Consider the following 22,335-nt stretch of genomic DNA (forward strand, 5'->3'; position numbering starts at 1 on the left):
ACCATATAATATATGGGTGATACTGAATTCTGAAGTTACAAGTCATTTTTTCAGAAGACCTTGCCATTCAAATTTTATATTGTACACATTAGTAATGTGCAGTTTTATATATACTGTAATTCATAAGCCTTCTAATCCACTTCTTTTGGAAGTATCTTTTCAAGGTCTAAATGGTGCCGTTTAAGTTTGTTATTCAATGTTGTTCTTGTAATATTTAAAATCTTTGCAGCTTCAGTTTTATTCCCTTTTGTCTGCTTCAATGTTTCAATGAGGGCAATGCTTTCAATTTCATCAAGGGTTTTTCCCCCGCCGGAAAGCTGAGATTCAACAGAATTTTCTGGTTCATAATCCTTAAGGACATTTAATGGCAGGTCTTTTTCAGAGATGTACTGGCCCAAACACAGAATAATTGCTCTTTCAATGACATTTTCAAGTTCACGGACATTACCCGGCCAGTCATAATTAGTAAGGGCATCCATTGCCATAGGGGTGAACCCCTTGATCATCTTGTTGTTTTCATTCGTGTATTTGTTTAAAAACCTTTGGGCAAGCAGGGGTACATCATCCGCTCTATCCCGTAACGGAGGTACTGTTATATTGATCACATTGAGCCGGTAAAACAGGTCTTCTCTAAAACGGCCTTTTTTAACCTCTTCTTCCAGACACCTGTTTGTGGCAACAATAATACGCACATCAATTTTAATGGTTTTATCACCCCCAACTTTCTGGATTTCCCTTTCCTGAATGGCTCTAAGCAGTTTTACCTGCATTGACAAAGGGATCTCTCCTATTTCATCAAGAAAAATCGTACCCTTGTCAGCTGCCAAAAAGAGCCCGTCTCTTCTCTTGTCTGCCCCTGTAAAAGCCCCCTTTTCATGGCCAAACAATTCAGATTCCAGCAAAGTCTCATTTATGGCAGCGCAGTTCACTGAGACTAAGCGGTTTTGCTTTCGGTTACTGTTATTGTGAAGGGCTTTTGCAAATAGTTCTTTCCCTGTGCCGCTTTCCCCTGTGATCAGAATTGTGGCACCTGTAGGAGCCGCAATCTTTGCGGTATTAATAACTGCCTGCATGGCAGGGCTTGAGCCGATAATTCCGGAAAAATTGCTCTCAGACAGCAACTGCTCCTTGAGCTGGGTGTTTTCCAAAGACAATTCTAAATGCCTTGTCACCCGTTCTACGGACAACTTCAACTCTTCAAAATTCAGGGGTTTGGTCAAGTAATCATCTGCCCCCATCCGCATGGCCTCCACCGCCTTATCGACAGAAGAGTATGCTGTCATGATAATGATTGGTATGGAAGGGTTGAAGGCCTTTATTTCTCGGAGCGCTTCCATGCCGCTCACATTGGCCATTCTGACATCCATAAGAATGAGGTCATAAGGGTTCTCCCGTGCCTCACGGATTGCATCTTCTCCGTCTGTTACACATTCAGTGGACTGAAAAAGGCTCTTCAAAAGTGTTTCAAGCATTGAAAGATGTGCTGTGTCATCATCGACGATAAGTATTTTGCCTTTCATATCAATTCCCTGTTGTTTTGCTCTAACGGTATTGAGATCATAAACGTGGTCCCTTTGCCCTTTGAGCTTTCAATACTGATCGCCCCGCCATGGCTTTCTATAATCTTAAAAGCGATAGCAAGTCCAAGGCCTGTGCCTTTCTTTTTGGTTGTAAAATATGGGTTGAATATATTGGCTTGGTCTGCGGCAGATATACCATCGCCAGTGTCAGAAATTTCAAACCTCAATCTGTCTTCCAAGGTAAAAACTTTAACAGTCAGACTTCCCCCGGATTCCATAGCCTGGATACCGTTTATAAAAATATTGAGCAGAACCTGGGTAAAGCGGTCTTTATCAATCGCAACATTGGGGATATCAGCTTCTATGGAGCTGATTATCTTTACTTTAGCCAAATCCGCTTCACACTTTATCAATCTCAGAGCCTTATCAACCAGCTTATATATCGCTGCTTCCTTCAATTCCAATTTCATTGGGCGTGCGAACTCAAGCAGCTCAGAGATTACCCTGTTAACCCGATCAACCTCTTCGGCCATGATACGTGCAGCTTTTTTGTTATCGCTGTCAGAATCGAACAAGCTGCCAAAATATGTGGCGTATCCCCTTATCGAACTCAAAGGATTTCTGACTTCATGGGCGACCCCTGCTGCAAGGGTGCCCACAGCCGCAAGTTTATCTTTCTGCTGGATTTCAAGCTCCAAGGCTCGGATATCGCTTAAATCTTTTAAGATGAAAACATGTCCAATGAAATTCCTCTGCTCCCCAATAATCTCCGTTATGGTTACGGCAACCGGTGCGGCTTTGTTTGTTTTAGTTTCAAGTATTAATTCTTTTTCTAAAACAGGATTGCCATTTTTCACCACATCAAACAGTTCTACCAGGGAGGGCGGCAGTAGATCCGTTGCTTTTTTGCCTTTCGCTTGATTAATAGCTCTGTTTATAAGCCTGGCTGCCACTTCATTGACATAAACGATATTTGATGTTCCATTTACTGCGAGAATGCCCATGGGCAGACTTGTCACCAATTCAGATGCAAATGCCCTTGTGTCCTGAAGGAGGCTATGGGAACGAGCATGGTTTTGAGCCCAAAACAAAGAAACCACCCCACCCAGCCCGAGAAATAGTATTACCGTAATCGTTATTCCGCTGTTGCGCAGATCTTCCTTTCTGGCATCTTCAAAAGGTCCGACATCCATTCCGATAAATATCGTTGGCCGGTTTTCGGGGTCTAACAGGCGGTCTTGGGACAATCCTTTGATCCATCCCGGCGAACACCACATGGAATTACCCATCTGGCCCATCATCTTTTTTCCTTGCCCCATGCCTTGGCGGTTCAACACAGGTAAGAAGGTCTTATAGACCTCAAAATAATCCTTTTGCCCGCTGCCTTTGACTATCCGCCACTGAGGCTGGTCTGGTGGTAGCGTATTGTTTTTTGAAAGGAGGTCTTTAAATTGGGTGCCTATTTTCTGTTTCTGGTTGTGTGCGAGTATTTCACCTGTGTGATCAACAATAAATATATATGATATATCTCCCTGGGCTGCAGTCTCCTCTAATAAGGTTTGCAAGTGAGCTTCATTCCCCATCCGTCCCATCATTCCTGTCCTGCTGCCCGCCTCAAAGGACCGAATCAACGCAGAACCTTTTTCTGCAAGGATCTGCCCCATATATTTTTCTTCACGATTGTAATTCGTCACAGCTTGAATAACGACCACGCCGACTAAAACGACACTGATTCCTATGATCATCCAAGGCGAGACTGAACTGTTTAAAGGGCTTGTATTTTGATTAAGCATAATAGTTTCCAGTTGACCGATTAAATTTTAATCGCACGATTCTAAAACCACCGATTAAATTTTAATCACTGAATGCGCTTTTACAATGGAAAGAATATTAAAAAAAACATCACGCCCCAAAAAAACACTTTCAATGCAGGGGCTTATATATTCCCACGGCAATTGGCATACCCGTTGCAACCTATTAATGCCAGACAACGAAAGCGTTTTATTAACACATACAAAAGGGAATCAATCATGAAAAAAGTTATTACAGCAGTCGCAGCAACCTTGCTCATCGGATTTTTTGCAGCCAGCGCATATGCCTGGGGATGTGGTGGTCACGGCTATGGCGGTGGCATGCATGGAAATGGATATTACAACCAGTCCGGAGACACCAATGGGGCGTATACTTCCTTTATGAATGATACCCAGACACTCAGGTCATCAATCTCAGCGAACAGAGCGGAATTGAATGCATTGATGGCAGGTACAAACCCTGACCCCAAGAAAGCGAGGGCTTTGTCTGAGAAAATCAGCCAATCTGAAAGTGAACTGAGGGCCAAAGCTCAGCAGCACAATATTGCACGCGGAATGGGGAGCTGGGGATACAACCAGGGATGGAATTGCGGTATTAACAGTCATAACCATACCTTTGCCGGATGCTGGTAAACCGTAAAGTAAAAAAGATGCCGGAGAAGGGAAGCGTTCTCTCTTCGGCATTGGCAATTAAAGATTAATTCTGGAGGAACGAATGTGGGGTTGTACTTATAACGGAGCAGGTCTCGGACATTGGCTTTTTGGCGGTGGAATTTTTGGGTTTGGCCTTACAGCGCTTATCGTTATCATCATTGCAGCATTGGTATTAAAAATTGCAAAGGCACCTCATCACAAGAAGAACGAAAATTTAGACACATTGGACTCTCTAATGATCTTAAAAAACAGATTCGCCAAGGGTGAAATAACGGAACAGGAATACCAGAAAATGAAACAAACCCTTTCGGTCTGAGCCCAAGAGGACTTCGACTCACCGCCCATTGCCCTCCTCCATAACCATTTTGTCCACCCGGGCAAAATGGTTATGTCATTTTTAGGCACAACCCTTGAAAAATCGTCATAAACAGCTCGCAAGACAATATGTTCCCGAAACGTATTTCGGGAACATAGGCAAACCGCAAAATGAAGCCATATCGAACCATTTCACCCAACATATCCGCAATGCATTGATTAATACCCTTCCCTTCAGCCGCCGTCCTGGTGGCGATCTCGGCGTGCAGCTCCAGCGGCACCCGCAGGTTGAATTTCCCGGAACACCCTTTGCTCGATAGTTGGCAGAATAAGTGACTCGTAAGCCCCGTTCAGCCACACCTCCCGAATAAACGCCTCCTATTCCGTAAAGTGCATATATGATAAAATTTATATTGACTCCGTACATAGGTACGGAAGCTATCTTGACAGGTAAGAGATGAGGGTAAGCATGACTGATTTAACGATTGGAGCCTTGGCAAAAAGCGCAGGAGTCGGCGTTGAAACGATACGTTTTTACGAACGTCAGGGGCTGATAGAGCAGCCGCAAAGACCTGTCGGTGGATTTCGTCATTACCCACAAGATGTGGTTATGCGGGTACGCTTTATTAGGCGCGCCAAAGAGCTTGGTTTTTCGCTCAAGGAGATTGGTGAGCTGCTCGATTTAGCGCTCGATCCGATGCAGAGTTGTAGCGAGGTCAAGCGACGGGCCGAAGCAAAGGTTTCCGATATTGACAGAAAAATTGAGGCCCTTGCAAAAATAAAGGAGGAACTTAGCCGCCTGGTTGTTGCATGCGGAACGCAGAACCAACCGCAGGGCTGCCCGATAATTGAGTCGATTGTCGGAGAAGACCCTGATACCGGTTAAAAAAGATAGAATCGTTGGAGAGATGCAAATGGCTGCAGAAAAAGGAAAAAGCTCCAATGTGGGCAGAATCGGTTTAGGGGGAGCACTTGTCACAGGGTTCTTTGCCTCCGCTTGCTGTATCGGCCCCTTGACAATGGTATTTCTGGGAATCAGCAGTGCTGGCGCATTGGTCGCCCTCGAACCTTATCGGCCAATCTTTTTGACTCTGACCCTGTTTTTTTTGGCTGTGGCTGGCTATCGCACCTATCGCACGCCCCGCAAGGCGGATTGTCATGAGGGGGCGTGTCAGACAAGTAACGTAAAACGTCGCAAGATCATTTTCTGGGGGGCTGCTCTTTTCGTATTGGGCATATTGTTCTTCCCGCAACTGATGTTGCTGTTCATGGACTAAAGGAGAAGGAAGATGAGAGGTATTCGGCGAACTCTCAATCTACCAGCACTGCTCATGATGTGCTTCATTCTGCTTACGTTTACCATGCCTGTAGGGAGCGCCTGGGCAGGCCAAAATCAATCAATTGAACTACCCATCACAGGAATGACCTGTGCCGCCTGTAGTTTAGCTGTCAAAACCGTCCTCAAGCGTCTCGATGGTATTCACCAAGTCAGAGTCAGCTTCGAAAAGAAAACTGCTGTTGTCATTTACAATCCGCAACAGGTCACTCCCGAACAAATGGCACAAGCCGTCAATGACACTGGAAAATTCGGTACCGACCTGCATGCTGTAGAGAATTATCCTCAAAGGGAAGACACCAAGAATGGATCGAAAAATTTGTTATTGTTTCAATCACAGTGAAGGGGAGATCCGACAAGATGTCCGTAAAAATAATGGGAAGTCTACAATTCTGGAAAAGATTCTTGCCGCCAAACGTGAGGGCGCCTGTCAATGTGCGATAAAACATCCAGAAGGAAGATGATGCCTGCTTGACGTCCGCCGTGTTGTGGATGCAACCAGAAAAGAGCTGGAGAAATCATGAATGTTCAGACTGAATCAATATTGACCTGCCCCAGGTGCGGCAAGCAGGAAACCTTGGCAATGCCGACCGACGCCTGTCAATACTTTCACCAGTGCAGCGGCTGCCAAGAAATACTCAAACCATTACCGGGGGATTGCTGCGTTTTCTGTTCTTACGGAGATATCCCCTGTCCACCGATTCAACTTACCCCTTAAACTCAACGCTTGGAGGTTGCCATGACACACATACGCCGGGAGGAGCTATTGTGACCTCGATGATCTCCAAGCAACTTGTTGTTGACAGAACTCCCTTCCTTTACTATTGAAGTAAATCACTCACACAGCAACACCCCGCACAGGCCGGAGACAAGGCCCGGCGGTCCTTCCATCAGCTCATAGCCGAAAGGCATGGGCTATTTTTGTTTCCATTCCTTTCTTTCAGCCTGATCTCTCAGAAAAAATCCACTTTTTTCAAAAAAATTTCCGTAACCTTGCCCTATCAGGCTTACGGACTGTTTTCATGGGAGATACCGGCAATGGTATTAACGAGCACTGAACGTGATGAGATCACCAACGAGGCAAACATAGCGGTCAAGCATCGCTGCACAAAGCCCGAGGTGGTGAAACGAATTTCTGACCTGACAGGCCTTTCTGAGCCCACCGTCTATGACTACCTGACTGGCCGCATCAAGATGAACCTTCGCTTTCTGAAGGGTGTTGTTGCGGTGACCGAAGACCCCTTCCTCAAAAAATACCTCGAACCCCAAGGCATGACCCTCATCCCCAGCGAGGAGGTCTTCTCCCCCACGGACAACTGGGACAAGGAGTCCTTTGACGTGGTGGCGGCCATCTCCGTGTTGCGGGAGAAGGCCCAGGAGCTGATGACCAACGGAAAGCCCACCAAAAACGCCCAGCTTGAGCTCCTTGCAAGTTTCCAGGAGTGCCGACGGGAACTGGACGAGCTGGAGGCGCTCATTTTGGGACGGGTCAGTAAGGAAAAGGTCGCGTGAGGCGGGAAGCTGTGCTTCCCCTGGTGAAAAGGCAAAAGAAAAGGGCCCGACAGGTGCAACTATCAAGGCCCTTAAAGTAGAACGAAATGTACTCAATAATTAACACACGTTTTTTCGCCACACAAGAAAAAAAGGTGTGTTGTTAGAAAGGGTTAATCGAATGGGAATTGCGCTGGACAAATTGACGGAAGGCCAACGGGCCGATATCGCAAAATCGTTGTTTTGTGTGGATAAAAATGCCTCTACGGAGGCTGAGCTTCGGGGCCTTTGCCCAATCCATCTGGAGAGTCATCCATCCTTCAGTTACAACGTGAAAAAGGACGTTTACAATTGCCTTGGGTGTCAGGCAAGCGGCGACCTGGTGAAGCTTTACTGCCAGTGCCGGGGCCTGGATGCCAAGGATGGGTTTAAATCTTTTCTACAGGAGTACGGCATCGAGACCGACCGCAAGGCCCCTGTGGGAATCTCGACGCCTGCCCAACCCAAGCCAAAGACAAAGGCAGAGCCCGAATCAGACGCCCTTGATTACACCGCCATGCGGGAAGCCTGGGCCAAGTTTCCACCCCTGCCTGACACCTGGGTTGCACACCTGGCCCAGACCCGCATGTGGACCCGGGAAGCCATTGAGGCCCTTGACCTTCGGATGCAGACCCACAGACAGGACAGCAAAACAGGGGCGTTGGTTTTCATCAAAAACCCGGACTGGCGGAAAATCGCCTTCCCCATCTATGAAGCCGGGGAACTGGTCAACATCATCCTCTACAAGCCCGGAGCTTCAGAATACAAGATGGTTTCCTGGGGCAAGGGTTTTGGCTCGACACGGCTGTTTCCCCCCGCCCCGCTTCATGATGGGCCGGTCCTTTATGTGGAGGGAATCACCGACGTGGTATGCGCCCTCTCCATGGGTTTTAATCCCATCGGCCTCACCACCAAGCCAAAGAAGTGGTCCAAGAAGCACCTGAATCAGTTGATGGACCGGGACATCATCATGGCCCGAGACTGCGACCAGCCGGGTATGGAATACGGCGAGGTGGCCTGCCAGAACCTTTACACGGTGTGCCGAAGCCTGAAGCTCATCAACTGGCCCGGCTTTATGGGGCGTCGCGACGACGGCCAGTGGCCGGAAAAGCACGGCGAGGACCTCACCGACTTTTTTGCCAAGCACGGCCAGAACCCAGACGACCTGCAAAACCTCATCGACCAAGCCGAACCCTACGTCATGAAGGACCCTGGAGAGATCTCCTGCGCGCGAGAGTTCTTCTCCTATGGCGTTGGGGACCGACTCTCCTTCAAGCCTCGACTCCTGGCCGAGCGGATCCTCCAGGACCTTTCCCTTCTGAACGACCCGGAGACGGGCCTTCTGTACAAATGGAACAAGACCCACTGGGTGGTCTTCAAAGAGGACCACGTCAAAAAGCGCTGTATCAAACTCCTCGGTGAGGAGTCCAAGGCCAACCGGGTAAGCGACGCGGCGCTTCAGGCGCGAGTGCTGAGCACCATCCCCCACGGCAGGGCGGTGAATGACCAGGATGACTGGGTGTGCCTTGAAACCAGCATGCTCAACTTGGAGACCCTCAAAACCCGGCCTCACCACATGTGCTTTTACAGCACCTGTTGCCTGCCTATCGACTACGACGCCCACACCAAAGCACAGCCGGAGCGGTGGTTCCAGTTCCTGGAGGAGACGATCCAGAACCCGGCAGTTATCGACCAGCTCCAAGAGTTCTTCGGGTACTGCCTGACCCGAGACACCCGGTATGGGAAAGCCCTTTTTCTCTTCGGGCCGGGAGCGGACGGCAAGTCCCTGGTGATCAAGATTCTTCGGTACATGGTAGGGATCCAGAACTGCTCTTCCATCGGCTTTGCTGACCTTGAAGACCAATTCCTCCGGTCCAGCCTCTACAACAAGCTTTTAAACATCAGCACGGAGGTGGGGGCCAAGGCCCTTGACAGTCCGTTCTTCAAGGCCATTGTCACCGGGGATCCCATCACGGCGGCCTTCAAGCACCAGGACGCCTTTGACTTTACGCCCTATTGCAAGCTGATCTTCGCGGCCAACAAGAAGCCACGCGTCCTGGACAACTCGGACGGCTTCTTCAGGCGCGTCCTGCCCATCCAGTTTAAGCGACAATTTATGGGTAAAGACGCAGACACACAGCTTGAAGAGAAGCTCCTGGAGGAACTCTCCGAAATCTTCGCATGGTCCCTTGAGGGCCTCCATTGTCTGCGCAAGCAGGGGGGCTTTTCCCACAGCAAGGAAACCGATGATCTCCTCATGGAATACAAGTTCAGCAACAACCCGATCCTGAGCTATGCCGAGGACCGGTGCGATGTGGGTAAGTCGGCAGGATACACCGCAAAGGATGTCCTGTTCAGGGATTACAACGAGTGGGCCAGGGGCCGTAATTTCGCCCCCATGAGCTACGACAACTTCTTTCGGGAGTTGTACCTGGCCATTGATTGCTTAGCTCAGTATCGGGCCCGTGAGGGGCAGAAAAGGGTGCAATGCGTCAAAAACATCAGCCTGAAGATTATCTCCTGATGTCCCCCGCCCCCTTGAGTCCGTAAGGGACGCCGATTCCCCGAGAAAATGGTCAGGGGTTGGTCAGGGGGTGGTCAGCCCTAAGCGCAAGACCCCTGACCGGATATCGCTAATAAAGTTGGGTTGATAGGTGGGGTGGTCAGCCCGGTCAACCCTAAACGCCACCTATTGCGTGTGCATGCGTTAAGAGCCCCCTTAAAAAAGTTTTTGATTTCTAAAAAAAAGGGCTGACCACCCTGACCAAACAATAGAATTCAGGCGCTTAACCCCTGACCGCCCCGCCTGACCGGGGGTGACCGGGTTGACCGGCGAGGGAAACGGGCCGGAGAGGCCCAAACGGCTTGGGTCCTTCTCAGGCTTTGCCCCATGCGGGGACTAATGAGCGCGATAGTTCTTCGCACTTAAATTTTAAAACGAGCTGGAACAATGGAACATCGAGAAAATACAGACCAATGCAACACAGCCAACGGCAGAGAGATCTTCACCCCCGCCGAGGCCGCCGATGCCTTCGGATCGGAGTTCCTGGACCTGGAGTGCTGCCGGGGCTGGATCCTGAACCGGATCCACAAGGGCGAAGCCCGTTGTCCCGGGTGTGGATCTTCCATCCAGGACGAACAAAGGCTCTTCAGGTTTTGGAACGGAAAAAGATTGTCCTGCCCGGCCTGCGGGAAAAAGTTCACCAGCCTCACCGGGACCTTTCTCTCCGGAAGTCACATGGACCATCGCGCCCTCTTCCTGCTCTTCGTTTCTTTTGGTCAGGGCTGTAAGGCGCAGGAGACGGCCAGGCGGATCGGATGCGACCCGGCCACGGTGAGGAACTGGCGCAGGAAAATTGAAGGGATGAAATAGAGACTTATGACAGACACACTTCCAAACCCCAAGGCCATCACGGCCTACCTGAAGGAGGCCGGGTACAAAGTCAGTCAGTCCACGGTGTACAAGCACCGGGACGAAGGCCGGATCCCGGTACAGAAAAATGGGTCATTCCTGGTGAAGGATGTCGACCGGTATGCGGCCATGCACCTGAAGCCCTTGGACGGATCCAAAATGAATGAAGGCATGGAAGAGCTTCAAAAGGAGAAGCTCCAGGCTGAAACCAAAAAAGTGAAAGCCCAGGCAGAGCACTGGAGCATCAAGACCCTGGTGGAATCCGGGCAATATATCGACCGGGAACTGTTTAACCGGGAGCTGGCCGCGCGCGCCTCCATCTTCAAAAAAGACCTGGAGACCTTCGTCAGGACCCAGTCCGGAAAGATGATCCGACTGGTCGATGGCAATGCCGAGCTGGGGCCTGACCTCATTAATTTTTGGTTGGAGAAACTGGAGATTTTTATCGGGCGGTACTCACAGCCCAAGAAGTGGCAGGTCAAAACGGCACCCCTGACAGAGCCCGAGGAGGAGACAGAATGATAGAGCATGTAGTCTTTACAGAGGCCGAGCGAAGTGTGTTCAAGCCAAAAGAGAAGGTTACTGTTTCCCAGTGGGCAGAAAAACACCGGTGGGTGGCCAAGGGCCCGGCGCAAGGGCTCTGGACCAATGACCTTACACCGTATCTGGTGGAGCCCATGGATGCCTGGAACAAACCCTGGGTGCAGAAGATCCTTCTCTGCTTTGCCCCGCAGACAGGAAAGACCCAGGTGGCAATCAACTGCATGTGTTATGCGGCGGACCAGGACCCGGATCCAGCGATGTATGTGATGCCGGACGAAAAAGTTCTGAAGAGGATCAGCAGACGGCAGATCATTCCGGCCTTCAAAGGCTCCCCGCGTACCGCCAGCCTGTTGAGTAAGAAAGCCGATGACGTTTCGACATACGCCATCAACTTCACCAATGGCATGGATCTTATGATGGCCTGGGCTACTTCACCTGCCGTTATGGCATCCGAGTCTGTCCGGTACCTCTTCTTTGACGAGCCGGGCAAGTACCCTGAGTTTTCAGGGAAAGAGGCGGATCCCTTCAGCCTGGGGGAGGTAAGAACCAACGCCTACCCCTACACAAAGAAGATTCTCTACTTTTCCACCCCTGCGAAGCACGGGGGTGCTTTCTCCAGGATCATGGAAAAGGGAGTGGACCTCTGGTACCACTATGAAGCCCTCTGCCCTTTTTGCGGCACCTACCAAAAAATGGAGTTCGGAAGTATCCACTGGCCCAAAGGCTCCCAGGCGGATCCACGAACTGTCGTCAGGAAGAAGTCAGCCCGGTACACTTGCACCCATTGCCCCATCGAATGGGATGACATGGACCGAAACCGAGCCGTTCAGGAGGGCAGATGGGTCCCGGAAAAGGAAGTGGACCGGCCTATTTTTGTAGGATATCACCTTCCGTCCTGGTACTCGCCCTTTGTGAGTCTCTCCGATGTGGCGGAGGCGTTCCTGGAGGGGCTTGACGACCCTAAGCAGATGGTTGCCTTTGACACCCAGCACAAGGCCGTATCGCACAGACCGATCATGGCCACAACCAGTGAGTCCGAGCTTCTCGCCCACAAAACCGATATCCCTCCGGGCATCGTGCCCAAAGAGGCCATCGCCCTTACCTGTGGTATCGACATGCAGAAGAGCAACTTCTATTTTGTGGTCAGGGCTTGGGACGAGGGCCTCACAAGCTGGCTCATCCAGTACGGGACCCTCTCCGATTGGGATGATGTGGAAAACCTTGTCTTCAACACCCGGTATCCCGTCCAGGGCACCACGGAGACCAAAGGGATCTTTCGGGCCGCCCTGGACACCGGCGGAGGGATCAATGCCGATGACGACTGGTCCCGAACCCAAGAGGCCTATGAATGGCTGAGGGATAACAGCCGGGGCGTTATCTTCGGAATCAAGGGGGCTTCCAAAGAACCGTTTGACACGGTGCAGGTAAAAATCATGGACAGGATGCCTAAAAGCCGAAAGCCCATTCCCGGCGGCCTGGAGCTTCGCCTCCTGCACACACAGAGACTGAAAAGCTTGTTGCATTCCCGATTGCAGCGTAAAGAAGCCGACCCGGAAACAGGCCGCAAAGAACAAAACCAAAGGTTCTATCTTCACTCCGAAACCGGCCCGGACTACGCCAAGCAGTTCCTGGCCGAAGAGAAACGCTGGGATCAAAAGGGCAAGAAGTTTCATTGGGAACAGATCGGGGGCCGGGCCAACCACCTCCTGGACTGCGAGGTCTACGCGGCCGCCTGTGCCGACTCGTCTTGGACGCCAAGCATCCAGTTTTTAGCAAAGGTCGAAGAGAAGAAAAAAGCCGCCCCCAAGCCCAAACCGGCGCCGAAGACAGAACCCCAGGACGTCCGACAAAGAATCACAGGAAATCGAAACCGGCCCAGCTGGTACAACAAGAGGTAATGCAATGATTGAACGGACAATAAATGTAATAAAAGCGGCAGAAATGATCTCTTGCTCACGGGCACATGCCTACAGGCTTTTGGAGGCGGGTGAGATAGAGGGGTATTATACGGGGAACCGGCGGGGTCTGCGGGTGATTGAGAAGAGTGTGGTGGAGTTTATTGCGAGACGAAAGGAGGAGGCTGGAGTGGGAATTTAGAGATGTCTACGCGTAGACATTTATCGCAAATCTGTAAACACGGAATGTTGTGCCCAAATTGTGCCCGTCACGTAAAAATAAAGTGGCACCCGATCACGCGCCACCAAAAATGAAACTCGAAAGCCCCGTCATTCAAGGCTTTCAAAATGCGCCGTTTTTGGAATCCGCCTTAATTCGATTCCTAATCCATGTGCGCAAGTTCAATTCTTGCTGGGGGTACCATCCTATAAAAATATACGCATGTTTCAAAGGGTTGGGACGATTGTCCCAACCCTTTTTGCGTTGAGGCCTCACCACGTCCCACCCCAGGATCAGCGCATGTAAAAATTCTGTTGCCTCCGGCGGGTCGCTTTTTGAATAAAGCTCCGCAAAAACGTTCCGGTAATCAAGACGCTTATCTCCAGCCCCGCAGGGGCTATCCCCTGTAGGGACGCATCCTCAAAAAACAAAACCTGGTTGTCAAACGGTTCAAAAGGTTGACCTTCGACAGGGCCTCCGGAGGCAAAAATCCAAATGCGTTAACCCTGACGTTCCACCGCCTTCGCATTGCCGCCCGGCCTTCCCCGTGATATATTAACAATGTTAGCGCTTTTGACACCCCTTACCCGGCACTTGTCTCCCGTTTCCCTCTCCTCCGCCGGGCAGGTCAACATGCCGCGGCCCTTTGCCCTTCCCGCTGCCGTTCGTATGGTGCACCGACCACATCGGCAGCCTGGAGATCCCCATGAAAAAGTCACGCCCCCCACATTGTCGTGCCATCATTGCGTGGACCCTCGCCATCGGGCTTTGCCTGGCCCTGCCGGCCGGTGCCACCGAAGACTTTACCGAACTCTCCATCGAAGAGCTTGCCAACATCGAGGTCACCTCGGTCTCCCGGAAACCCCAGAAGCTCTCCCACGCCCCGTCGGCCATCTTTGTCATCACCTCCGACGATATCAGGCGCTCCGGGGTCACCAATATCCCGGACGCCCTGCGCATGGTCCCGGGCATTCAGGTGGCCCGCATCTCTTCGAGCAAATGGGCCATCACCGCCCGGGGGTTCAACAGCCAGTTCGCCAACAAGCTCCTCGTCCAGATGGACGGCCGCACCCTCTACTCGCCCCTCTTCTCCGGGGTGTTCTGGGAAGACCAGACCACCCTTTTAGAGGACATCGACCGCATCGAGGTGATCCGGGGCCCCGGTGCCAGCCTCTGGGGAGCCAATGCCGTCAACGGCATCATCAACATCATCACCAAGACATCGGACAAAACCCAGGGGGCCCTTGCCACCAACCGCGTCGGTACCCTGGAGCGCAGCGGCGGCGGCGCCCGCTACGGTGGCGAGGCCGGATCCAAAGGCCACTACCGCCTCTACGCCACCTACGCCAACCGGGATGAGTCCGTCAGTCCCGAAGGCGAAGGCAGCGGCGACTCCTGGGACACCCTCCAGGGTGGGTTCCGCAGCGACCTTACCCCCACGGCCGAGACGCGCCTCACCTTCCAGGGTGACGTGTACTCCGGGCGATTCAACGAGCGAACAAATCTCCCGTCCCTTTCCGCGCCCTACACCACCTTGTACGAAAACGAAAACGACTCCAGGCACATGAACCTGCTGAGCCGCGTCACCCGCAGCCTGTCCACCACCTCGGAGTTCACCTTCCAGGCCTACTATGACCGCTCGGAAAAAGAAGAGAACGACCTCTCCTGGGAAGGAGACCTTGCCGACCTCGACTTTCAGCACCGGTTCCAGCCCCTTTCAGGCCACGAGGTGATCTGGGGACTAGGCTACCGCTACTATTCGGACACCATCGAGTTCAGCGACAACTTTTCCCTGGCCTCCCCCTCCACCACCGACCATCTCATCAGCACCTTTCTCCAGGATGAAATCACCCTCACACCGTCGCTGCAGCTCACCGTGGGCACCAAGCTGGAGCACAACGACTACACCGGAGTGGAGATTCAACCCAACGCCCGGCTTCTCTGGGCACCCAATGCGATCCACAGCACCTGGCTTGCCGTCTCCCGGGCCGTGCGCACCCCCAACCGATCCGAAACCCAGATCCGGATCCGCCAGGGGGTTATACCGCCGGGGACCCCGGTCAATCCCTCTCCCCTCCCCCTGGAGGTGCTCATCACAGGGGACGAGGACTTCGAATCCGAAAAACTCATCGCCTTAGAGGCCGGGTACCGCCTCACGCCGGATCCCTTGTTCTCTCTGGACCTGGCACTCTTTTACAACAGCTACGACGACCTCAGCGGCTACCTCACCGCCGACCCGGTGCCGAACATAGGGGCGACCCCGCCCCGCGTCACCCTGGAGACTACCATCAACAACGGCATGGAGGGCCACACCTGGGGCCTGGAGGTTGCTTCCAACTGGGCCCCCCGCCCCAACTGGCGGCTCCAGGCCTCCGGCACCCTCTTCCAGGCCAGCTACGACACCAAGTCCGGCTACGAGGGAAGCTTTTCCGATGACACCGATGACGCAGCGCCCAAGGTCCAGTTCTCCCTGCGATCCGGCCTGGACCTGTCACCAAAGGTGACCCTGGACCTCTGGCTCCGTCACATGGACGATATTCAGGAGGGCCGCGTGGATGCCTACACCGAACTCGACGCACGCCTTGCCTGGAAACCGCAGAAGGGCGTCGAGCTCTCTATCACCGGCCAGAACCTCCTCCACGAAAGCCACGCGGAGTTCGCCGAGTCCCTTCTGTGGGTCGCGCCCACGGAAGTGGAGCGTTCCGTCCACGCCCAGGCGACCCTTGCCTTTTAACCCCAACGCGGCAGGCCACGTTTCTCGGTATTCCGCACGTTTTCTCAAGGTCATGAACAGCAAGCAACGCCTCACCATCACCGTTCTTGTCTTCTGCATCGCTCTTTTCAGCGTGGGACCTGCCCGTGTGTCTGCGGAACCGGCAACGGAGAGCCGCATCAAAGCGGCCTATCTCCTGAACTTCGCCCGGTTCGTGACCTGGCCCGAGGAGGCCTTTGACAACAGCGTCGCCCCCATCGTGCTCTGCGTCCTGGGTGACGACCCCATTGACTCCGCCCTGCCCACCATCCAGTACAAACGGGTCCAGAACCGGCCCCTGGAGATCCGCCACATCACCAGCTTAGGGGAGTTGCCACGCTGCCACATGCTCTTTGTGGGGGAGACACCCCCGAAAACCATCCAGCAGGTCCTCACCGCCATCGGGACCCGGCCCATCCTTACCGTCAGCAGCCTCCCGGGCTTCTCCAGCCGGGGGGGCATGCTCACCTTTATAAAGACGGAAAACAAAATCCGTTTTGAAGTCAACCTGTCCACCACCCGGACAGCGGGACTCTCCATCAGCTCCCGCCTGCTCAAGCTTGCCCGGCTGGTGCCCTGACACAGACACAGGCGATCCCATGCTCACCTACTTCAAAGCCCTGCCCCTCCGGCAGAAACTTGTGGCCCTGATGACCCTTATCTCAGGTATCATCCTGATACTGGCCACCTTGCTGCTGCTGGCCACCGAGGCCTTTACGTCCCGGCAGGAGATGCACAACAACCTCTCCATGCTGGCCCGTATCATCGGGTACAACTCCGTGGCCCCCCTCACATTCAACGACACCAAGGTGGCCCGGGAGAACCTGGAGGGGCTTTCCGTGGACCCCAGCCTGGACCGGGCCCGCATCCACAAACCCGACGGGACCCTCTTTGCCCAGTACCGGCGCGTTCCGCCCTCCCCGGATGCCTCGGATTCCGCCCGGCCCCGCCGCCTGCTCAACGGCCTGCCCTTTCCGGCCACCCACATCGAGGTAAAAGAAGAGATCCGCTTCGACGGTGAGCTCCTGGGCTCCGTCACCCTGCAGGCCGACCTCACCCGGGTCTATCGCCGCCTCCTCTTCTACCTTGCCGCAGCCATGGGGATCCTGGCTCTCTCCATCTTTGCCGCCTACACCATCTCCTCCCGCCTCCAGGCCATCGTCTCCGGACCGATCCTGGAGCTCACCGGCATGATGAGCGAAGTCTCGGAGGAAAAAAACTACACGGTCAGGGCCGTCAAACGCACAGAAGACGAAATCGGCCTGCTCATGGAAGGGTTCAACGACATGCTGAGCCAGATCCAGCGGCGGGATGCCGAACTCCTGAAACAGCACGAGGGCCTGGAGGAGACCGTGGCCCAGCGCACCGCAGAGCTCCGGAAGACAGTGGCGGATCTCAAGGACGCCAAGGCAGCCACCGAGGCCGCCAACTTTCACTTAAGGGAAGCCATCCACAACGCCAAGGACCTGGCCCGGGCCGCTGAGGCGGCCAACCGGGCCAAAAGCCGCTTCCTGGCCAATATGAGCCATGAAATCCGCACCCCCATGAACGGCGTCATGGGCATGACCCGGCTCCTCATGGGCACCCCCCTGTCCGAAGAGCAGACCCACCGGGTACACACCATCCAGAAAAGCGCGGATGCCCTGTTGACCATCATCAACGACATCCTTGATTTCTCGAAAATCGAGTCCGGTAAGCTGGAGCTGGAAGCCATCGACTTTGACCTTCTGACCATGCTGGAAAACATCAACGACATCATGGCGGTCAAGGCTCAGTCCAAGGGCCTTGAGTACATCTTCCGCATGGACCACGACGTCCCCTTGCGCCTCTCCGGGGACCCGTCCCGCCTGCGGCAGGTGCTGATGAACCTCATCAGCAACGCCATCAAGTTCACGGCCAAAGGCGAGGTGCTCATCCACGTCACCCGATGCACGGAGCGGGAAGGGGACTCCCAGGTGAAAGTCCCCCTGTGGTTTGCCGTCTCGGATACGGGCATCGGCATCCCCGAAGAGGCCCGCGACAACCTGTTCTCCCCCTTTACCCAGGCCGATGTCTCCACCACCCGGCGGTTTGGCGGCACCGGGCTGGGGCTCTCCATCTCCAGACAACTCATCACCCTCATGGGAGGCGAGATCGGCGTGGAGAGCGAGGAGGGCAAAGGAAGCACCTTCTGGTTCACCGTGATGCTGGATGCCTGCCCCCCCGAGGGGAGCTTCTGCATGACCCCGGCTGCCGATATCCGCGGCTGCCGCATTCTTCTGGTGGACGATAACAAAAGCAGCCGAAAGGCCCTGAAAAGCCAATTGGAGGCCTGGCACTGCCGCACGGACGAGGCGCCCAGCGGCGAAGCGGCCCTTTCCCTTCTGGTGTCAGCCATCCACCGGGATCCCTATGCCATCGCCGTCATCGACAGCGACATGCCGGACATGGACGGCGAAACCCTGGGCAGGCGTATCCGTACCCACGAGGCCCTGCAAGGGCTTTCCCTCATTTTCATGGCCACCCTCTGGCAACGGGGCGATGCCAGCCGCTTTAAATCCGCTGGGTTCGACGCCTACTTCACCAAGCCCTACAAGCGCTCTCAACTTTACAACTGCCTGGCCACGCTCCTGGGGGCGGCCCCCATGGAAAACCAGCCCGTCAAGCCGTTTATCACCCGGCACACCATGGCCGAGCTTTCGCGGCGCAACCACCGGATCCTTCTGGTGGAAGATTTTCCCATCAACCAGGAGGTGGCCTTAGGCATCCTGGAGAGCTACGGCTTCCGGGCCGATGTGGCGGAAAACGGCCTCCAGGCCGTCAAAGCCATGGAAACCACCGCCTACGACCTCGTCTTCATGGATCTCCAGATGCCGGAGATGGACGGGTTTGAGGCCACCCGCGTGGTGCGGGATCCCCTGTCGCCTGTCATGCGTCACGATGTCCCCATCGTGGCCATGACCGCCAACGCCATGGAAGGCGACCGGGAGAAATGCCTCAAGGCAGGCATGAACGACCACATCCCCAAACCCATCCTCCCCGAAGCGGTATACCATGCCCTGCAGACCTACCTCCTGAGCCCTCCACGTCCCCAGGCCCCGTCTTCACTCCCGGCTCCCCAGGAAACCGAAAAGCCCCCGGACGAGCTTCCGCTGTTTGACCGGGAAGACCTGCTCCTGCGCATCCAGGGAAACACCCGGTTGCTGGACAAACTCATCACCCTTTTTCTTGAAAAAACACCCCAGGAGCTGGCGCGCCTGAGGGAAACCGTGGCCCAGGGGGATCCCGAACCCATCCGTGCACAGGCCCACAAAATGAAGGGGTACTTTGCCAACATCTCGGCCAAGCGGCTGGAACAGCTGGCCGCAACCCTTCAGAGCATTGCTGAAAAAGGAGATATAAAGGGGTGCGCCGACCATGCGGCGGCCATTGAGGAGGGTGTGGAACGGTTCGTCAAATGCCTGGAGGAAGGCATGTAGCTTACATACCCCGGCCCTGGCTCTTCACGATGGCCTGGAAGGTCTCTTCCAGCGCCAGGAAGGCCTCCACCACATAGGGGTCAAACTGGGTGCCGTCCCCTTCCAGGATGAGGTTTTTGGCCACATCGTGGCTGTAGGCCGGCTTGTAGACCCGCTTGGAGATCAGGGCATCGTAGACGTCGGCAAGGCTGAAGATACGTGCCGCCAGGGGAATGTCCCGCCCTTTGAGGCCCCTGGGGTAACCGGTGCCGTCAAAGCGTTCGTGGTGGCACAGGGCGATGTCCCGGGCGATGCGCAGAAAAGAGGCGTGGGGGGCCACCTTGAGGACGGAGTCCAGGGTCGCGGCCCCTTCGGTGGTGTGGCGTTTCATGATCTCAAACTCCGCATCGGTGAGGCGCCCGGGCTTGAGGAGCACGTAATCGGGTATGGCCACCTTGCCGATATCGTGCAGGGGGGTGGTGAGGTACATGTTCTCGATGAAGGCGGTGTCGATCTCCCCGCTTAGCGGCCCTTCGGCCCCCATGCGCACAGCCAGGGCCCGGGAGAATCCCCGCACCCGTTCCAGGTGGGCCCCGGTTTCCGGGTCCCGGGATTCGGCAAGCTTGGCCAGGGCAAAGATGGTCATGTTGCTCGCCTCAAGGGACATGAGCCGCAGCCCCGAGCGCAACCTCACCTCCAGCTCCGAGGGGTGAAAGGGCTTGGACATGAAATCGTCGGCCCCGGCCTCCAGCCCCTCCACCACGTTGGCCGTGCCCCCACGGCTGGTGACCATGATGATGTAGACATAATGCCCGATGCTGTCCTGGCGGATGCGCCGGGTCAACTCCAGGCCGTCCATGTCCGGCATCTCCCAATCGGTGATCACAATGCGGCACTCCCCGTGATCCCGCAGGTAGGCAAGGGCCTCGCTCCCGTTCTCACGCACAGCCACCTCATACCCCGTTCGGTTCAACGCCTCTTTCAGGAGCTCCACGGAGAGGATCTCGTCATCCACGACCAGTACATTCATCGGCTTGTCTCTCTGATGGGTTGTTGTAAGTGAAGGATGGCCCCGAAGGCGGCGTTCGCAGCCGGGGCCCTGGGTGTCGGATTGATTCTGGAGGGTCTGCCGTGCAGGCGGGGTGTGCCGAAGGCCCGGGGACACGAGGGGAAAAGGAGGAATCCCCGTCTGGACGATACCTGTTTTTTTACTCTACCACAAAACAGCGGTTACCCATAGGGGAATCAACGGGTTACCACCAGATGCGCACCCCTCCGGTGGGCCGAACTCAACCCGGATGATCCCTGAGGCATCCGGGAAGAAAGAACCGTTTTCATTTAATAACGCTTCCTGTAGAGTAACCTAAGGAATAAAGGCAGCCGCAGCCTCGCCCTGCCCCGGCACTGACGCGGGCACGACGCAGGACGCCTCGGATTGCGGCAAAACCCAGATGACGGACAAGGCGGGTAACCTGTGCAAAAAAAGACAAAAATCGTAGCAACGATCTCCAACTTGAAATGTGATGTGGACTTTTTACGTGACCTCTACGACGCCGGTATGAACGTGGTGCGGCTCAACACAGCCCACATGACCACGGACGACGCCCAGAAGGTCATCGACAACGTCCGGGCCGTCTCCGAGAACCTGGCCATCATGGTGGACACCAAGGGCCCGGAGATCCGAACCGTGGCCATGGACGAAGGCCTGCCCGTCATCGCAGGCGACCTCATCGACGTGCGGGGTGATGCAGGCGGCACCTCAAAACCCGGCCTTCTCTGCGTCTCGTACAACGGACTGGCCGCGGACGTCCCCGTGGGGAGCCAGCTTCTCATCGACGACGGCGACATCGCCCTGGCCGTCACCGGCAAAACCGACACCACCCTCCACTGCACCGTGGAAAACGACGGCACCATCAAAGGGCGCAAAAGCATCAACATCCCGGATGTCACCATCAACCTGCCTGCCCTCACCGAAAAAGACATCGCCTTTGTCAAGTACTCCGCCGAGCAGGACGTGGACTTCATCGCCCACTCCTTTGTCCGCAAAAAAGAGGACGTCCAGGCTGTTCAGGAGATCCTTGATGCCATGGGCAGCAACGCCAAGATCATCGCCAAGATCGAAAACCAGGAAGGCCTGGACAACATCGACGAGATCCTGGACCACGCCTTCGGCGCCATGATCGCCCGAGGGGACCTGGCCATCGAGATCCCGGCCGAGCGCATTCCCCTCATCCAGAAACGCCTCGTGAAAAAGTGCGTGGAGAGGCGCAAACCCGTCATCATCGCCACCCAGATGCTCCACTCCATGATCCACGCCCCGCGCCCCACAAGGGCCGAAGTCTCGGACGTGGGCAACGCCTGCCTGGACGGCACCGACGCCATCATGCTCTCCGGCGAAACCGCCAACGGCAAGTACCCGGTGGAGGCGGTCCAGACCATGGCCCGCATCGCCCTGGAGGTGGAGGAGAGCCGCAGCACCTTTAACGACACCCCCTACACCCCGGAAAGCGTCACCACCGACTACCTCACCAAGGCCGCGGTGAAGGCTGCCCTGCGCCTGCCCACCAAAGCCATCGTGGCCGATACCCTCACCGGTCGCACCATCAGGGGCCTGGCCGCCTACCGGGGAGAAAACCCCATCTACGCCCAGTGCTACAGCAAGCGGGTGATGCGGGAACTCGCCCTCTCCTTCGGGGTCCTCGGGAGCTACATGAAGCTCAACCAGACCACCAACGAATTCCTCCATGAGGCCCTCACCCGCCTCCTGTCCAGGGGATCCTTCAGCCAGGAGGACCTCATTGTCGTTCTGGCCGGCCACTTCGGTGCGGCAAACGGCGCCTCCTTCGTGGAGATCAGCACCGCCCAGAACCTTCTGAACAGGGGATAATCCCCTGGTTCGCACATGCTCCG

20 protein-coding genes and 1 tRNA gene are annotated in these 22,335 nt (G+C 54.8%); 17 read left to right on the forward strand and 4 right to left on the reverse strand.

Annotated features, from left to right (window positions below):
* Window positions 1-131: 131 nt before the first annotated feature.
* Window positions 132-1,520, reverse strand: coding sequence for a sigma-54-dependent transcriptional regulator (locus MSL71_RS05570; RefSeq protein WP_180137688.1), 1,389 nt, complete (start codon window positions 1,518-1,520; stop codon window positions 132-134).
* Window positions 1,517-3,313 carry an ATP-binding protein gene (locus tag MSL71_RS05575; RefSeq protein WP_180137689.1) on the reverse strand — a complete coding sequence of 599 codons (1,797 nt, stop codon included), beginning with the start codon at window positions 3,311-3,313 and terminating at the stop codon, window positions 1,517-1,519. The genes MSL71_RS05570 and MSL71_RS05575 overlap by 4 nt, the downstream gene beginning before the upstream one ends.
* Before the next feature lie 237 nt (window positions 3,314-3,550).
* On the opposite strand from MSL71_RS05575, the gene MSL71_RS05580 reads away from it, so the two are divergent.
* Together MSL71_RS05580 and MSL71_RS05585 are read left to right on the forward strand one after the other, a co-directional pair.
* Window positions 3,551-3,964 carry a Spy/CpxP family protein refolding chaperone gene (locus MSL71_RS05580; protein ID WP_180137690.1) on the forward strand — a complete coding sequence of 138 codons (414 nt, stop codon included), beginning with the start codon at window positions 3,551-3,553 and terminating at the stop codon, window positions 3,962-3,964.
* 82 nt (window positions 3,965-4,046) lie between these two features.
* Window positions 4,047-4,301 (forward strand): SHOCT domain-containing protein, encoded by a 255-nt coding sequence (locus MSL71_RS05585; RefSeq protein WP_180137691.1) that lies wholly within the window; start codon window positions 4,047-4,049, stop codon window positions 4,299-4,301.
* Window positions 4,302-4,371: 70 nt separating this feature from the next.
* Here the strand turns inward: MSL71_RS05585 and MSL71_RS05590 are convergent, their stop codons facing one another.
* Window positions 4,372-4,581, reverse strand: a complete 210-nt coding sequence (locus MSL71_RS05590) for a hypothetical protein (RefSeq protein ID WP_246317718.1) — start codon at window positions 4,579-4,581, stop codon at window positions 4,372-4,374.
* Window positions 4,582-4,769: 188 nt separating this feature from the next.
* Between MSL71_RS05590 and MSL71_RS05595 the strand changes: the two genes are divergently transcribed.
* From MSL71_RS05595 to MSL71_RS05655, 14 genes are all read left to right on the forward strand, one after another.
* The gene (locus MSL71_RS05595) at window positions 4,770-5,186 is read left to right on the forward strand and encodes a MerR family transcriptional regulator (RefSeq protein ID WP_180137692.1); all 417 of its coding nucleotides are present in this window, start codon (window positions 4,770-4,772) and stop codon (window positions 5,184-5,186) included.
* 28 nt (window positions 5,187-5,214) lie between these two features.
* Window positions 5,215-5,577, forward strand: a complete 363-nt coding sequence (locus tag MSL71_RS05600) for a mercuric transporter MerT family protein (RefSeq protein ID WP_180137693.1) — start codon at window positions 5,215-5,217, stop codon at window positions 5,575-5,577.
* 12 nt (window positions 5,578-5,589) lie between these two features.
* Window positions 5,590-5,979 carry a heavy-metal-associated domain-containing protein gene (locus MSL71_RS05605; protein ID WP_180137694.1) on the forward strand — a complete coding sequence of 130 codons (390 nt, stop codon included), beginning with the start codon at window positions 5,590-5,592 and terminating at the stop codon, window positions 5,977-5,979.
* Between the two features lie 177 nt (window positions 5,980-6,156).
* A complete protein-coding gene (locus MSL71_RS26650; protein ID WP_281374448.1) occupies window positions 6,157-6,354 on the forward strand; it encodes a GDCCVxC domain-containing (seleno)protein in 198 nt (65 codons plus the stop codon).
* A gap of 320 nt (window positions 6,355-6,674) precedes the next feature.
* The gene (locus MSL71_RS05610) at window positions 6,675-7,148 is read left to right on the forward strand and encodes a hypothetical protein (RefSeq protein WP_180137695.1); all 474 of its coding nucleotides are present in this window, start codon (window positions 6,675-6,677) and stop codon (window positions 7,146-7,148) included.
* Window positions 7,149-7,308: 160 nt separating this feature from the next.
* Complete coding sequence (locus tag MSL71_RS05615; protein WP_180137696.1) at window positions 7,309-9,690, forward strand: phage/plasmid primase, P4 family; 2,382 nt, start codon at window positions 7,309-7,311, stop codon at window positions 9,688-9,690.
* Window positions 9,691-10,116: 426 nt separating this feature from the next.
* Window positions 10,117-10,539, forward strand: a complete 423-nt coding sequence (locus tag MSL71_RS05620; protein WP_180137697.1) for an IS1 family transposase — start codon at window positions 10,117-10,119, stop codon at window positions 10,537-10,539.
* 6 nt (window positions 10,540-10,545) lie between these two features.
* A complete protein-coding gene (locus MSL71_RS05625; protein ID WP_180137698.1) occupies window positions 10,546-11,100 on the forward strand; it encodes a hypothetical protein in 555 nt (184 codons plus the stop codon).
* Entirely contained in the window at window positions 11,097-13,019 is a 1,923-nt protein-coding gene (locus tag MSL71_RS05630) for a terminase gpA endonuclease subunit (RefSeq protein ID WP_180137699.1), read from the forward strand. Before MSL71_RS05625 ends, MSL71_RS05630 begins: the two co-directional genes overlap by 4 nt.
* 4 nt (window positions 13,020-13,023) lie before the next feature.
* Window positions 13,024-13,218 carry a helix-turn-helix domain-containing protein gene (locus tag MSL71_RS05635; protein ID WP_180137700.1) on the forward strand — a complete coding sequence of 65 codons (195 nt, stop codon included), beginning with the start codon at window positions 13,024-13,026 and terminating at the stop codon, window positions 13,216-13,218.
* Window positions 13,219-13,339: 121 nt separating this feature from the next.
* Window positions 13,340-13,440, forward strand: a tRNA-Arg gene (locus MSL71_RS05640).
* Window positions 13,441-13,942: 502 nt separating this feature from the next.
* Window positions 13,943-15,970 (forward strand): TOL_0244 family TonB-dependent receptor, encoded by a 2,028-nt coding sequence (locus MSL71_RS05645; RefSeq protein WP_180137701.1) that lies wholly within the window; start codon window positions 13,943-13,945, stop codon window positions 15,968-15,970.
* Complete coding sequence (locus MSL71_RS05650; RefSeq protein ID WP_180137702.1) at window positions 15,960-16,568, forward strand: TOL_0243 family YfiR-like periplasmic protein; 609 nt, start codon at window positions 15,960-15,962, stop codon at window positions 16,566-16,568. The genes MSL71_RS05645 and MSL71_RS05650 overlap by 11 nt, the downstream gene beginning before the upstream one ends.
* A gap of 19 nt (window positions 16,569-16,587) precedes the next feature.
* On the forward strand, window positions 16,588-19,446 hold the full coding sequence (locus tag MSL71_RS05655) for a response regulator (protein ID WP_180137703.1): 2,859 nt from the start codon (window positions 16,588-16,590) through the stop codon (window positions 19,444-19,446).
* Between the two features lies 1 nt (window position 19,447).
* On the opposite strand, the gene MSL71_RS05660 is transcribed toward MSL71_RS05655, so the two are convergent.
* Entirely contained in the window at window positions 19,448-20,455 is a 1,008-nt protein-coding gene (locus MSL71_RS05660) for a response regulator (RefSeq protein ID WP_180137704.1), read from the reverse strand.
* 495 nt (window positions 20,456-20,950) lie between these two features.
* Between MSL71_RS05660 and pyk the strand changes: the two genes are divergently transcribed.
* On the forward strand, window positions 20,951-22,312 hold the full coding sequence (gene pyk, locus MSL71_RS05665; protein ID WP_246317720.1) for a pyruvate kinase: 1,362 nt from the start codon (window positions 20,951-20,953) through the stop codon (window positions 22,310-22,312).
* Window positions 22,313-22,335 lie beyond the last annotated feature (23 nt).

The sequence above is a fragment of the Desulfoluna butyratoxydans genome, from assembly GCF_900699765.1.
GTDB lineage: Bacteria > Desulfobacterota > Desulfobacteria > Desulfobacterales > Desulfolunaceae > Desulfoluna > Desulfoluna butyratoxydans.